This window comes from Amycolatopsis sp. NPDC005003 (assembly GCF_053600695.1).
The window spans coordinates 216,029-229,343 of the sequence record NZ_JBSGAI010000011.1; the positions used below are offsets into that span (position 1 = coordinate 216,029).

Annotated in this window: 12 protein-coding genes; 8 read left to right on the forward strand and 4 right to left on the reverse strand. The window is 71.7% G+C overall.

Translation table 11 applies throughout. The annotated features are described in order from the left end of the window. Window positions 1-66: 66 nt before the first annotated feature. Entirely contained in the window at window positions 67-3,198 is a 3,132-nt protein-coding gene (locus tag ACWED2_RS15870; RefSeq protein WP_449691180.1) for an efflux RND transporter permease subunit, read from the forward strand. Window positions 3,199-3,288: 90 nt separating this feature from the next. On the opposite strand, the gene ACWED2_RS15875 is transcribed toward ACWED2_RS15870, so the two are convergent. Next, on the reverse strand, window positions 3,289-4,125 hold the full coding sequence (locus ACWED2_RS15875) for a hypothetical protein (protein ID WP_449691181.1): 837 nt from the start codon (window positions 4,123-4,125) through the stop codon (window positions 3,289-3,291). Between the two features lie 166 nt (window positions 4,126-4,291). Further along, on the reverse strand, window positions 4,292-4,534 hold the full coding sequence (locus ACWED2_RS15880; RefSeq protein WP_176176076.1) for a DUF3039 domain-containing protein: 243 nt from the start codon (window positions 4,532-4,534) through the stop codon (window positions 4,292-4,294). A gap of 58 nt (window positions 4,535-4,592) precedes the next feature. Here ACWED2_RS15880 and ACWED2_RS15885 point away from each other — a divergent pair, with 58 nt between their 5' ends. Genes ACWED2_RS15885 through ACWED2_RS15900 form a run of 4 tightly spaced genes read left to right on the forward strand, consistent with a single transcriptional unit; the run spans window position 4,593 to window position 7,809 of the window. Beyond that, window positions 4,593-5,378 carry a sporulation protein gene (locus ACWED2_RS15885; RefSeq protein ID WP_449691182.1) on the forward strand — a complete coding sequence of 262 codons (786 nt, stop codon included), beginning with the start codon at window positions 4,593-4,595 and terminating at the stop codon, window positions 5,376-5,378. After that, on the forward strand, window positions 5,378-5,995 hold the full coding sequence (locus ACWED2_RS15890; protein ID WP_449691183.1) for an HD domain-containing protein: 618 nt from the start codon (window positions 5,378-5,380) through the stop codon (window positions 5,993-5,995). Before ACWED2_RS15885 ends, ACWED2_RS15890 begins: the two co-directional genes overlap by 1 nt. Before the next feature lie 9 nt (window positions 5,996-6,004). Beyond that, complete coding sequence (locus ACWED2_RS15895; RefSeq protein ID WP_449691184.1) at window positions 6,005-6,910, forward strand: pseudouridine-5'-phosphate glycosidase; 906 nt, start codon at window positions 6,005-6,007, stop codon at window positions 6,908-6,910. Beyond that, entirely contained in the window at window positions 6,907-7,809 is a 903-nt protein-coding gene (locus ACWED2_RS15900) for a carbohydrate kinase family protein (RefSeq protein WP_449691185.1), read from the forward strand. Before ACWED2_RS15895 ends, ACWED2_RS15900 begins: the two co-directional genes overlap by 4 nt. Before the next feature lie 50 nt (window positions 7,810-7,859). Here ACWED2_RS15900 and ACWED2_RS15905 read toward each other — a convergent pair whose 3' ends face one another. Then, window positions 7,860-8,195 carry a DUF3099 domain-containing protein gene (locus ACWED2_RS15905; RefSeq protein WP_449691186.1) on the reverse strand — a complete coding sequence of 112 codons (336 nt, stop codon included), beginning with the start codon at window positions 8,193-8,195 and terminating at the stop codon, window positions 7,860-7,862. A 17-nt stretch (window positions 8,196-8,212) separates the two neighbouring features. Beyond that, on the reverse strand, window positions 8,213-9,478 hold the full coding sequence (locus ACWED2_RS15910; protein WP_449691187.1) for an amidohydrolase: 1,266 nt from the start codon (window positions 9,476-9,478) through the stop codon (window positions 8,213-8,215). 28 nt (window positions 9,479-9,506) lie between these two features. Between ACWED2_RS15910 and ACWED2_RS15915 the strand changes: the two genes are divergently transcribed. The 3 genes from ACWED2_RS15915 (at window position 9,507) to ACWED2_RS15925 (ending at window position 12,751) form a co-directional block, all read left to right on the forward strand. Continuing rightward, complete coding sequence (locus ACWED2_RS15915; protein ID WP_449691188.1) at window positions 9,507-11,009, forward strand: DUF7782 domain-containing protein; 1,503 nt, start codon at window positions 9,507-9,509, stop codon at window positions 11,007-11,009. Then, window positions 11,006-11,431 (forward strand): D-aminoacyl-tRNA deacylase, encoded by a 426-nt coding sequence (gene dtd / locus ACWED2_RS15920; RefSeq protein WP_091308041.1) that lies wholly within the window; start codon window positions 11,006-11,008, stop codon window positions 11,429-11,431. Before ACWED2_RS15915 ends, dtd begins: the two co-directional genes overlap by 4 nt. A gap of 288 nt (window positions 11,432-11,719) precedes the next feature. Beyond that, window positions 11,720-12,751 carry a sigma-70 family RNA polymerase sigma factor gene (locus ACWED2_RS15925; protein ID WP_449691189.1) on the forward strand — a complete coding sequence of 344 codons (1,032 nt, stop codon included), beginning with the start codon at window positions 11,720-11,722 and terminating at the stop codon, window positions 12,749-12,751. Window positions 12,752-13,315: the final 564 nt, after the last annotated feature.

Here is a 13,315-nt window from a genome sequence, read left to right on the forward strand (position 1 = left end):
GGACGCTTCCCCGGTCACTGACGCAGGCGTCGGTCGCCGCGTCATTCCCGAGGGGGTTTCCAAGTCATGTCCGTGCTGGCCAGACTGAGCCTGCGCAACCGAAGCCTGATCGGCCTGCTCGCGCTGGTGGTCGTCGGCTTCGGCGCCTTCGCGCTGCCGCAGCTCAAACAGCAGCTCTTCCCGTCCCTGCAGTTCCCGCAGGCCCAGATCGTCACCGCGTACCCGGGCGCCTCGCCGGACGCGGTCGACCGGCAGGTCTCCGAGCCGCTCGAAGGCGGGCTCCAGGGGCTGAAGGGCCTCGAACAGATCACGTCGACGTCGTCGGACGGCGTCTCGCGCGTCGTCGCGCAGTTCGAGTTCGGCACGGACATCGACGCCGCCGTCTCGCAGATCCAGCAGGTGGTCAACCAGGTCCGGCCCCGGCTGCCGCAGAACAGCGAGCCCGCCGTGTCCGCGGGCAGCACCGACGACCTGCCGGTCGTGCTCGTCGCCGCGGGCACCACCGGCGACCCGCAGGCGCTCGCGCCCGCGCTGACCGACCAGGTCGCGCCGGAGCTGCGGAAGATCGACGGCGTCCGCACGGTGACCGTCACCGGTGTGCAGCAGCCGCGCGTCACGATCACGCTCGACTACGCGAAGCTGGCCGCGGCGGGGGTCGACCCGGCGTCGGTCGCCACCACGCTGCAGACGGCCGGGGCCGCGGTGCCGGCCGGGACGCTGACCGAGAACGGCAAGACGCTGTCGGTGCAGGTCGGCGGCGGGCAGACCACTGTGGACAGTCTCCGCAACCTGTACCTGACGCCCACCGCGCGGGCGGGTGCCCCGGCCCGTGGCCCGGTCAAGCTGGGTGACGTCGCCGACGTCCAGGCCGGGTTCGCGCCGCCGACGTCGATCACGCGCACCAACGGCAAGCCCAGCCTCGGCCTCTCGATCACCATGGTGGACAACGGGAACGCCGTCGCGATCTCCGACGCCGTCCGGAGCAAGCTGCCGGACCTGGGGAAGAAGACCGGCGCCGAGATGAGCGTCGTGTTCGACCAGGGCACCCCGGTGAAGGACGCGATCAGCGGCCTGACCACCGAAGGCCTGCTGGGCCTGGCCTTCGCCGTCGTCGTCATCCTGCTGTTCCTGCTGTCGGTGCGCTCGACGCTGGTGACCGCGGTGTCGATCCCGCTGTCGGTGGTCGTCGCGCTGCTGGCGCTGTGGACCGGCGACCTGTCGCTCAACCTGCTCACCCTCGGCGCGCTGACCATCGCGATCGGCCGGGTGGTCGACGACTCGATCGTCGTGCTGGAGAACATCAAACGGCATCTTGCCTACGGCGAGGAGAAGGACCGCGCGGTGCTCGACGGCGTCCGCGAGGTGGCCGGCGCGGTGACGTCGTCCACGCTGACGACCGTCGCGGTGTTCCTGCCGATCGCGTTCGTCGGCGGGTTCGTCGGCGAGCTGTTCTCGCCCTTCGCGATCACCGTGACGGTGGCGCTGCTGGCGTCGCTGCTCGTCTCGCTGACCGTGGTTCCCGTGCTGGCGTACTGGTTCCTGAAGCGGCCGGAGGTCCCGGCGGACGCCGTCGAGGCCGAACGGGCGCGTGCGGCGGCCGTCGAGAAGGAGCGCCGCAGCGTCCTGCAGCGCGCCTACCTGCCGGTGATCCGGTTCGCGACCCGGCGGCGGCTGACCGTCGTCCTGCTGGCCCTGCTGATCTTCGCGGGCACGGTCGGGCTGGCGACGCGGCTGAACACGAACTTCCTCGACCAGTCCGGCGGGACCACGCTGAACATGACGCAGAAGCTGCCCGCCGGCACCAGCGTCGAGGCGAAGGAGAAGGCGGCCACGGCCGTCGAGCAGGCCCTCGCGGCCGAGCCCGCGGTGCAGACCTACCAGGTCAGCATCGGTGGCGGTGGCGCGTTCGGCTTCGGCGGCGGGACCAACACGAGCATCTCCGTCACCGTCGCCAAGGACACCGATCTCAACGCGCTGTCGGACCGGCTGCGGTCGAAGCTGACGTCCCGGCCCGAGCTGGGCGAGGTCAAGATCGGGGCGGACGCGTCCGGGTTCAACTCCGACCAGGTCTCGGTCACGGTGACCGCGCCGTCGGAGGCCGCGCTGAAGCCGGCGTCCGACCAGGTGGTGCAGGCGCTGCGCGGGGTGTCCGGGCTCGCCGAGGTGTCGAGCGACCTGAGCGTCGGCTCGCCGCGGGTGCAGGTCGAGGTGGACGACGCCGCGGCCGCCGCGCGCGGGCTGTCGGCGAGCACCATCGGGCAGATCGCCAACCAGGCGATCGCCGGGCGCACGGTGACGCAGCTGCCGGTCGGCGGGCAGCGCACGGACATCGTGCTGCGCGCCGGCACGGCTCCGGTGACGGTCGACCAGGTGCGCGGGCTGCCGATCCCGGGCCCGGGCGGCGTCGTCCGGCTCGACGAGGTGGCTCGCGTGTCCACTGTGGACGGACCGGCGTCGGTGCGGCGCACCGGCGGCGACCTGAGCACCACGGTGACCGCGAAGAACACCGGCGACGACCTGAGCAAGACGACCGCGGACATCAAGTCCAAACTGGACGGACTGACGTTCACCGGCGGTGCGGCGTACTCGCTCGGCGGCGTCAGCCAGGACCAGCAGGAGGCGTTCTCGAACCTGTTCCTGGCGCTGCTCGCGGCCATCGCGATCGTGTTCCTGATCATGGTGGCGACGTTCCGGAGCCTGATCCAGCCGCTGATCCTGCTGGTGTCGATCCCGTTCGCGGCGACCGGCGCGATCGGGCTGCTGCTGGCCACCGGCACCGCGCTCGGCCTGCCGGCGCTGATCGGGATGCTGATGCTGGTCGGCATCGTCGTGACCAACGCGATCGTGCTGATCGACCTGATCAACCAGTACCGGGCGGAGGGGATGAGCGTCGCCGACGCCGTCACCGAAGGCGGCCGCCGCCGGCTGCGGCCGATCCTGATGACCGCGGCGGCGACCATCTTCGCGCTGGTCCCGATGGCACTGGGCATCACCGGCCAGGGCGGCTTCATCGGCCAGCCCCTCGCCATCGTGGTGATCGGCGGCCTGGTCAGCTCCACCCTGCTGACCCTGGTCCTGGTCCCCACCCTCTACACGATGGTCGAGACCCGCAAGGAACGCCGCCGCGCCCGCCGCGACGCCCGCCGCACCCCGGCCCAGGCCCCGGAATCGGAGTCCCTCAACCCGGAACTCGCGTGATTTGAGCCGGATCTCGCGTGATTGGGGCCGTAACTCGCGAGTTACGGCCCCAATCACGTGAATGACGGGCCTGATCACGCGAGTTACGGGTTACTGGCGGAAGCGGTAGGTCTTGCTGTCGAAGAGGATGCAGATGCTCGGGGACATGACCACCACGCGGAGGGTGTTGTCGCGCTCGTCGAAGTCGATGCCTTCGACCTCGAACGAGCCCGAGCAGCCGCTGCGGAGCGGGAGCTGGCCCAGCGAGGTGACGTGGGCGGTGACGTCGGAGCCGTTCAACACCGCAGCCAGGTCGACCTGGAGCAGGGGTTTCGTGGTGCCGAAGAGGCTGCCGTCCGGGTCGTCGGACGCGCAGAGCAGGCGGGTCGCCGTCTGGAAGTCGCAGCCCTGGACGTCGCGGACCGGGTGATCCAGGCGGATGGCCGCCGCGTAGGGCAGGTTCTGCGCCGGGTCCTTCGCGACCACGCCGGGCATCGGGTGCACCAGGAGCCGGGTCATCGTGCCCCACTCCCCCGCCACCAGCCAGCGGGCGTCCGGCGACACCGCGGCGAAGGAGTTGTTGTTCGCTTCCCACGACTCGAGGGTGTGCTTGTAGTTGGCCCACGAGCCGTCCGGGGCCTGGACGCGGAAGAGCTTCGCGCCGCGGTCGTCACGCTGGTAGGGCTCGACGTACCAGCCCTGGGCCGAGCCGGGGTCGCCGACGTGGTTCCAGCCCTGCGAGTTCAGGTCGGCCGGGATCGTGCCGATCCCGGTGTAGCGGATCGTCGTGCCCGAGGGGCGCACGATCGTCGCGAGGCCCTGGCTCTCGTCGAGGGCCCGGGCGTTGTCGGAGCCGACCTCCGTCCAGCCGGTGACGGCCTGGGCCAGCGCGGGCGAGGCCACGGCGAGCAGGGCGGCGAGGGTGAGCACGATCCCGGTTCTGCGCATGTGCGACTCCGGTGGGTGAGAGGACCTGGCTCGGGAGGATTTACCAGGCCTCGCCCGACGAGCACACCCGCCGAATGAAGGTTATTCACGTTTGTTCGACATCTTGTCCGATTCCGGACAGCAGAAAGCCCCGGCGGGGACACCCGCCGGGGACCTCAGGCCCGGCTCAGTTGCCCGGACGGAGACTGTCGTAGATCTCCTTGCAGGCCGGGCAGACCGGCGACCCGGGCTTCGGCGACTTCGTCACCGGGAAGACCTCGCCGCACAGCGCCACCACGTGAGTGCCCATGACCGCGCTCTCGGCGATCTTGTTCTTCTTCACGTAGTGGAACATCTTCGGCGAGTCGTCGTCGGTGGTGTCCGTGCCCTCGGGCGTGGTTTCCGGCTTCGTCAGCGTCTCGGTGCTCACCCGTCCATTGTGCCCGAGTCCCCGCGCGGAAGGTCTCCGGCCTGGCAGGATCCCCGGCATGTTCCAGAAGGTGCTCGCGACGTTCGGCTCCGGCGGCGCGCGGATCGACGCCCGCCTCCTCGACTCCACCGCCGCCCCCGGCCGCCCGCTGCACGGCGAGGTCCTGCTGCTCGGCGGCGAGGTCGACCAGGAGATCAACGGGCTCGCGGTGACGCTGCTGGCCCGGGTCCAGGTGCCCGGCGGCAAGACGGAAGACCTCCCGTTCGGCACCCAGCCGCTGGTCGGCAGCGAAACCATCCGGGCCGGGCAGCAGGTCCGGGTGCCGTTCGAGGTGCCGCTGCCCTGGGAGACGCCGGTGACCAGCGTCTACGCCAAGCCGCTCACCGGCATGGCGGTCGGCGTCCGGGCCGAGCTCGACCTGGCCGCCGCGGTCAGCGACCCGTTCGACGCCGACGCCGTCGCGATCGAGCCGCTCCCGGCGCAGAAGCGGGTCCTCGACGCGCTGAGCCGGATCGGCTTCACCTTCCGCGAGGCGGTCCTCGAGCAGGGCCGGGTCGACGGCGCCCGCCAGCAGCTGCCGTTCTTCCAGGAGATCCGCTTCACGCCTTCGCCACGCTTCGCGAACGTCTTCTCTCAGGTCGCGGTCACCTTCCTGACCTCGGCCGAACGCACCGACGTCGTGCTGGAGGTCACCAAGCGGGTCCGCGTCAGCAAGACCGGCGGGTTCGGCGGCCGCGGCCAGGACTTCCTCGGCATGTTCACCATGAAGCCGGACGTGAACTGGGAGAAGCAGCTCGAAGACTGGCTCGACCTCCTCGCCCGGCCGCGCGGGATCTTCGACTGATGCGCTGGCCCGACGCGGTCGCCGTGCTCGGCGGCACGTCCGAGGCGTGGCCGCGGCTGCAAGCCCGGTACGCCGAACCCCACCGCCGTTACCACACGCTCACCCACGCGGCCGCCGTCGCGCGCGACTCCGCCTGGCTGGCCGAAGGCCTCGGCGACACCGACCGCGCGATCGTCGCCGTCGCGGCCTGGACGCACGACGTCGTGTACGACGCGAAGCCCGGCGAAGACGAACGAGCCAGCGCCGCCTGGGCCCGCGAGGCCCTGGCCGGGGTGCCCGAAGCGCACGTCGAGCGGGTCGAAGGCCTGATCCTCGCGACCATCGGGCACGACGCACCGCCGGACGACCTCCTGGCCACCGCCCTCCTCGACGCCGACCTCGCCGTCCTCGGCGCGCCCGAAGAGCAGTACGCGGCGTACGCCCGCGGAGTGCGCGAGGAGTACGCGAAGTACCCCGACGACGTCTGGCGCGAAGGCCGCATCGCCGTCCTGGAGCGCATGCTGGGGCGCGAGCTCTACCGCAGCGAAGCCGCGCGGACACGCTGGGCGAGCGCCGCCGAAAAGAACCTGACCGCCGAGCTGACCCACTGGCGCGGCGAGCGGACCGATCACCGATGATGGTCCCTCGTGACCACCCCACTCCACCTGCACGAAGAGATCGCCTCGGCGCTGCGTGACGGGCACCCCGTCGTCGCGCTGGAGAGCACCATCCTGTCCCACGGCCTGCCGCCGGGCCGCAACCTCGACGTCGCCCGCCGGCTCGAAGGCGTGGTCCGCGACGGCGGCGCCGTCCCGGCCACCATCGCGGTGCTCGACGGGCGGGTCGTCGTCGGCCTCTCCCCCGCCGAGCTCGAGCGCGTCTGCGCGCCGGACGCCGGCCTCGACAAGCTCTCCCTGCGCGACCTCGGCCCGGCCGTCGGCCTCGGCCGCTCCGGCGCGACGACCGTGGCGAGCACGTCGGCGCTGGCCGCCGCGGCCGGCATCGGCATGTTCGCCACCGGCGGACTCGGCGGCGTGCACGTCGGCGCGTCGCAGTCGTGGGACGTCTCGGCGGACCTCGGCGTGCTCGCGAAGGTGCCGACCGTGGTCGTCTGCTCCGGGGTGAAGTCGGTGCTCGACATCCCGGCCACCCTCGAGGTGCTGGAGACGAACTCGGTGCCGGTGCTGGGCTACCGCACCGGCGACTTCCCGGCGTTCTACCTGCGTTCGTCGGGGCACCAGGTCGGCTGGCGGGTCGACGACCCGAAGCAGGCCGCCGCGGTGATCGACGCGCACCGCGCGTACGCGGATTCCGGTGTCCTGCTGGCGAACCCGATCCCCGAAGCGTCCGAAATGGACAGGGAACTGCACGACCGGCTGCTCGCCGAGGGCCTCGCGCTGGTCGAGGCGCAGGGCGTGCACGGCGCCGACGTCACGCCGGTGCTGCTGGAGCACTTCCACACCGCCAGCGGCGGCGTGAGCATCGATGCGAACGAGGCGCTGGTGCTCAACAACGCGAAGCTGGCCACTGAAGTCGCGGTGGCGCTGGCATGAGCGAGCTTGCGAGTGAATCATCCAACGCCGGCGGGATCGTGGTGGTCGGCGACGCCGCCCTGGACGTGATCGCCCGGCACGACAAGCCGTTGCCGCACGGCGGCGACGCCCGCGCGAAGATCCGCTTCACCGGCGGCGGCTCGGGCGCCAACACGGCGCTGTGGCTGCGGCACCTCGGCGCGGAGACGACGCTGCTCGCGCGGATCGGCGACGACCCGGGCGGCCGGCTCATCCGGGCCGAGCTGGAGGCGGCGGGCGTGCGGTGCGCGTTCGCCGTCGACCCCGAGGCGCCGACCTGCTGCGTCGTCGTCATGGTCGACGGCTCGGGGCAGCGCAGCATGCTGGCCGACCGCGGCGCGAACCAGCGCTTCGCGCCCGAGGACGTCACCCCCGAGGCGCTCGAAGGGGCGAGCCACCTGCACCTGTCCGGGTACGTGCTGCTGGACCCGCCGTCACGCGCGGCCGGTCTCGCGGCGCTGGCCGCCGCTCGCGAAGCCGGGCTGACCACGTCGGTCGACCCCCAGGCCGCCGCGCACATCACCGACCCGGCCGCGTTCCTGGCCGACGTCCGCGGGGTCGACCTGCTGATGCCGAACACCGAGGAACTGGTCGCGCTGACCGGCTCCGCGGACCCGGTTTCGGCGAAGGAACTGCTCGGCGCGGTCGGCGCGGTGGTGGTCACCGCCGGGCTCGGCGGCGCCAGCTGGGTCGACGCGGACGGGGTCACGAGCGTGCCCGCGGTCGAGGCGGACTGCATCGACTCGACCGGCGCGGGCGACGCCTTCGACGCGGGCGTGCTCACCGGCTGGCTGGCCGGGGAGTCCACTGTGGACGTCCTGCGGCACGGGACGCGGCTGGGCGCGCTGGCCGTCGGCAAGGTGGGCCCCCAGCCCTCGTGAGTGGTAATTCGGGTTCTAACCCTAATTACCACTCACGAGCCGGGTGAGCCTCAGCCGTCGATGATGCGGTGGGTGGTGCCTTCGATCGCCTTCGCCTCGTGCTCGTACCGCGAAATCTTCTCGGACTTGCGGGGCGGGCGGTCGTTGGCGATCAGCACCGCGATCCACGGCAGCGGCACGGAGATCGCCAGGAACCCCAGCGCCAGCCACCAGGTGTGGTAGGTCAGCCCGGCGAGGATCAGGCACGGGATCCGGCAGGCCATCATGATCACGTACTTGCGCTTGCGGGCGGCGAACTGTTCTTCGTACGACGGGGCCGCCCCGGTGATCAGCACCGGGTCCGAGTCCTTGGCGGGCGTGGTCACTGCACCACCTCCACCGTCCATCGTCCCACTTGCGCGGTTCATCCGACACCGGGGTGACGCAACTTGCTCAACGCGGCGACGACGAGGGTTTCGATGCCGGTGCGCAGGGTCGGGTGCAGCACCGGCGCGAACCGCGGCGAGTGGTTCGACGGGATGTCGCGCTCGAAGCGGCCCTCGGTCATCGCCGTGATCACCGTCTGCGGGTCGAAGCCGCCGACCAGCCAGAACACCGACGGCACGCCCGCCGCCCGGCCGAACTCGCTGAAGTCCTCACTGCCGGTGATCAGCGGCGCCGGCAGCACGACGTCGGCGCCGAAGCGGCCGCGGAAGACCTCGGTGAGCGCCTCGTTGGCGGCTTCGTCGTTCTCGGTGATCGGATAGGAGCCGGACCGCTCGATTTCGGGCGGTTTCGGCGCGCCGGCCGTGGCGGCCTCGCCGTTCACGATCCGCTCGACCGCGGCCAGCACCCGCTCGCGCACGGCCTGGTCGAAGGACCGGACGTTGACTTCCAGCACGGCGTCGTCGGCGATCACGTTGCTCGCGGTGCCCACGTGCAGCGAACCGACGGTGACCACGGCCGAGTCCGTGGCGGCGATCTCGCGCGACACGATCGTCTGCAGCTTCAGCACCACGGACGCGGCCAGCACGGCCGGGTCGACGGTCGTCTCCGGGCGCGAGCCGTGCCCGCCGCGGCCGTGCAGGGTGACGCGCAGCGTGTCGGTGGCCGCCATGATCACGCCGGGCCGGGTGAGCACCCAGCCGGCCGGGCCGGGCACCAGGTGCTGGCCGAACACGACGTCGGGCGTCCCGGCGATGTCGAACAGGCCGTGGCGGACCATCGCCGCGGCGCCGCCCGCGCTCTCCTCCCCCGGCTGGAACACCACCAGCAGCGTGCCCGCCCAGGTGTCGCGGCCCTTCGCCAGCAGCGCGGCGGCGCCGGAGAGCCAGGTGGCGTGCATGTCGTGCCCGCAGGCGTGCATCACCGGGACGTCGTTGCCGTGCTCGTCCGTGCCGCGCGCGGTGCTGGCGTACGACAGGCCGGTCTTCTCCTCGACCGGCAGCGCGTCGATGTCGGCCCGCAGCAGCACCGTGGGCCCCTCGCCGTTGCGCAGCACGCCCAGCACACCGGTGCCGGCGATGCCGGTGTGCACCTCGTAGCCGTCGCCCTCGAGCCGCCGGGCCAGCTCCGCCGCCGTCCGGGTCTCGGCGAAGGACAGCTCCGGATGGCGGTGGAGGTCGATGTACAGCGCTTCGAGTTCGGGCAGCGCCGCGTCGAGCGGGGCGAGGACGCGTTCATGGGTCACGGGGGCCATCGTGGCAGCATTACCCACCGTGAGCACGCGAAGTGGATTGCCCGACCTGTCCGACGACGTCTGCGCGCGCCTGCGCGAGGCCTTCCGGCGCACCTCCTACGACGCCGACGGCGTGGTGGCGGCCCTCGGCGGGGCCGCGCACGCGGCGCTCGGCCGCGGCGAGCCGGTGCCGGCCGAACGAGCGAGCCGCGACGCGGGTGACCTCGGCACGCTGATCCGGCTGTTCCTGCTGGGCGGCACCGAACCGGAGACCGCCGTCAAGGCCGCCTTCGCGCCTCTCGCGCCCGAAGACGCCGTTTCCGCCGGCGTGCTGCGGGCCGTCGACGGCGGCTACCGGGCCGCGCTCGACATCCGGCCGCACGGCGACGAGGAAGGCTCCTGGTGGGTCGTGTCCGACCTCGACGCCGACCTGCTCGGTCACACCGTCCCGGAAGACCACGTGCTCGGCGTCGGCCACGCGTCGCTGTCGCTGATCCGCGCGACGAGCCGCCGCCCGGTCGGCACCCTGCTCGACCTGGGCACCGGCAACGGCGTCCAGGCACTGCACGCGACCCGGCACGCCGAGCGCGTCACCGCCACCGACGTCTCGGAGCGGGCGCTGGCACTGGCCGCGGCGACCTTCCGGCTGAACGAGCTGGACGTCGAGCTGGTGCGGGGCGAGTGGTTCGCGCCGGTCGCGCGGCGGAAGTTCGACCAGGTCGTCTGCAACCCGCCGTTCGTGGTCGGCCCGGCGCGGGTGGACTACACCTACCGCGACTCCGGGCTGGCCGGCGACGACGCGAGCGCCCTGGTCGTGCGGCAGCTGCCGGGCTTCCTCAACGACGGCGGCACCGGCCACCTGCTCGCGTCCTGGCTGCACACCTCCCGCGAAGACTGGGCCGACCGGGTGAGCCGCTGGCTGCCCGCCGAGACCGACGCCTGGTTCGTGCAGCGCGACGTCGCCGATCCGGCGCTGTACGTCGGCACGTGGCTGCGGGACGCCGGGCTCGACCCCCGCTCCCCCGAAGGCCGGGCGAAGGCCGCGGCGTGGCTCGACTGGTTCGGCGCGAACGACGTCCGGGGCATCGGCTTCGGGTTCGTCACGCTGCGCCGGGCGGCCGGGCGGACGCCGACCGTCGTGTGCGAAGACCTGCGGCAGGCCTACGACGACCCGCTGGGCCCGGAAGCGGCGGGCTGGCTGGACCGCGTGGAATGGTTGCGCGAGTCGGGCGATTCATTACTGGATGTCCGTTTCGTGGTGCCCGACACGGTTTTGCTCGAGAGCGTCGAGGAACCCGGGGACGAAGGCTGGGCGGCGACCGTCCGGCGGCTGCACCGCACCGACGGGCCGGGCTGGCAGCACGAAGTCGACGACCTGGCCGTGCGGTTGCTCGCGGGCTGCCGCGGCGCGCTGCCGCTGGAGGACCTGATCGAGCTCCTCGCGGCGGCGCAGGGCCTGTCTTCGGAGGAGCTGGCGGCCGCGGCGCTGCCCGTCGTCCGGGAGCTCGTCCGGCACGGCATGCTCGTCCCGGCGGACCGGTGAGGGCGGTCGCGGCCCGCGTCACGCGGGCGGACGTGACGGTGGACGGCGCGGTCGTCGGCGCGATCGACGAACCGGGTTTGCTTGTCCTGCTGGGAATTCACGTCGACGACGATGCCGCGAAGGCCGCGACGATGGCGCGCAAACTGCACGAACTGCGGCTGCTGCGCGACGAGGAATCATGCGCCACGGCGAATGCACCGCTGCTCGTGGTGAGCCAGTTCACCCTCTACGGCGACACGAAGAAAGGGCGGCGGCCGTCGTGGACGCAAGCAGCCCGGCCGGAGGTCGCCGAGCCGTTGGTGGACGCCGTCGTGGCCGGGCTGCGCGGCCGCGGCGCCACCGTGGCGACCGGCCGGTTCGGGGCGATGATGGCGGTCTCGAGCGTGAACGACGGTCCGTTCACGGTTTTGGTAGAGGTCTAGACCACGCTGCCCCGGTTCAGTTTCTGACCGGATTCATATGGAATTCTCAGGTTCACCCGTCACGGAACGTTCTCAGCAAAAGCTCAGCATTGGTTGAGCAACCGGATCGCTCCGGCATCCGTCTTCTTCTATGACGAGCCGGGAACGTTTTGGGAACCCGGAGCGTTGTGCCAGATGTCCAGCCAAGCCGGCCGGACCGGCGTACCGGGATCCACAGGCCCCGGTCCGCGGGTACGCACCCGGTGGACGACCGCAGCAGCACGTTCAGCCCGTGACCGGGGAGGCAGAATGTCAGTCCAGACTCTCGAACGCGAGTCGCGCGGGATTCGCGAGCGCATCCCGGCTCAGACGACCGAGGAGCCGTCGATGGGCGTGGGGGCGCTCACCGACGCCGACCTCGACGCCCAGAGCCCCGCCGCCGACCTCGTCCGCGTCTACCTCAACGGCATCGGCAAGACGGCCCTGCTGTCCGCGGCCGACGAGGTCGAGCTGGCGAAGCGCATCGAAGCCGGCGTGTTCGCCCAGCACATGCTGGACACGGCCGAGGACCTCACGGCCAAGCGCCGCACCGAGCTGGCCGCGCTGGTCCGTGACGGCCACGTGGCGAAGAACCACCTGCTGGAGGCGAACCTCCGCCTGGTGGTCTCGCTCGCCAAGCGCTACACCGGCCGGGGGATGCCGCTGCTCGACCTGATCCAGGAGGGGAACCTGGGTCTGATCCGCGCGGTGGAGAAGTTCGACTACTCCAAGGGGTTCAAGTTCTCGACCTACGCCACCTGGTGGATCCGGCAGGCGATCACCCGGGGCATGGCCGACCAGGGCCGCACCATCCGGCTGCCGGTCCACCTGGTGGAACAGGTGAACAAGCTGGCCCGCATCAAGCGTGACCTGCACCAGCAGCTCGGCCGCGACGCGACGCACGAGGAGCTGGCGGCCGAGTCGGGCATCCCGGCGCACAAGATCTCGGACCTGCTCGACCACTCGCGTGACCCGGTAAGCCTGGACATGCCGGTCGGCACCGAGGAGGACGCCCCACTGGGCGACTTCATCGAGGACTCCGAGGCGACCGACGCGGAGAGCGCCGTGATCTCGGGCCTGCTGCAGGACGACCTGCGCCGCGTCCTGGCGACGCTGGACGACCGCGAGCAGCACGTGATCCGCCTGCGCTACGGCCTCGACGACGGCCAGCCCCGCACGCTCGACCAGATCGGCAAGCACTTCGGGCTGTCCCGCGAGCGCGTCCGCCAGATCGAGCGCGAGGTCATGTCGAAGCTGCGTCAGGGCGAGCGAGCGGACCGGCTCCGCGCGTACGCCAGCTGATCCATCGTTTCCTCTTCGGGGCGGGTGCCTAGCGCACCCGCCCCTTTTTTTGCGCTGCCCGCAACCCCCTGACCAGGCGTTCGGCGAAACTGGAGATTTTTCCACGAAACCGGGGTTTCATGATCGCCACCGGTGGGTAGCAACCCTTCGCCAGCACCCGTTCGGCGGCGTTGACTTATGACCTGCGTCACGACAGCCTCGTTTCGAGGCGGCGGGCCAGTGCCGGCGCAGGCTTCGCAACCGGATGTGCACGCATCCGGGAGCTTTCCCCGGGAGGTCGGGTCCGTCGGGGTGGACCCGGCCTCCCGACCACTTCGCTGACGCCACCACCACCGCCGCCGCCATCACTGGCCGGCTCGCGCACCCGAAGGGTCGCCAGCGTGCCCGAAGGGCGCGCCTCCCCAAACCCCAAAACAAACCGCCGCAAACGGCACAACCCGCCCCCAACACCCAGACCCTCCCGCAACCCCGATCCGAAGCCCCAACACGGCCGGCAGCGCCGGGTCAAGGCACGCTTTCCCGCCTTGACGCGGCCGAGGAGGAAGCCCCGAAGCCGAAGCGCGG

What these genes read in the sequence shown, in the direction of transcription:
- ACWED2_RS15875 (WP_449691181.1), bottom strand. Translation starts at nt 4,125, where the DNA reads ATGCGCAGAACCGGGATCGTGCTCACCCTCGCCGCCCTGCTCGCCGTG.
- ACWED2_RS15870 (WP_449691180.1), top strand. Translation starts at nt 67, where the DNA reads ATGTCCGTGCTGGCCAGACTGAGCCTGCGCAACCGAAGCCTGATCGGC.
- ACWED2_RS15885 (WP_449691182.1), top strand. Translation starts at nt 4,593, where the DNA reads ATGTTCCAGAAGGTGCTCGCGACGTTCGGCTCCGGCGGCGCGCGGATC.
- ACWED2_RS15900 (WP_449691185.1), top strand. Translation starts at nt 6,907, where the DNA reads ATGAGCGAGCTTGCGAGTGAATCATCCAACGCCGGCGGGATCGTGGTG.
- ACWED2_RS15890 (WP_449691183.1), top strand. Translation starts at nt 5,378, where the DNA reads ATGCGCTGGCCCGACGCGGTCGCCGTGCTCGGCGGCACGTCCGAGGCG.
- ACWED2_RS15905 (WP_449691186.1), bottom strand. Translation starts at nt 8,195, where the DNA reads ATGGACGGTGGAGGTGGTGCAGTGACCACGCCCGCCAAGGACTCGGAC.
- ACWED2_RS15925 (WP_449691189.1), top strand. Translation starts at nt 11,720, where the DNA reads ATGTCAGTCCAGACTCTCGAACGCGAGTCGCGCGGGATTCGCGAGCGC.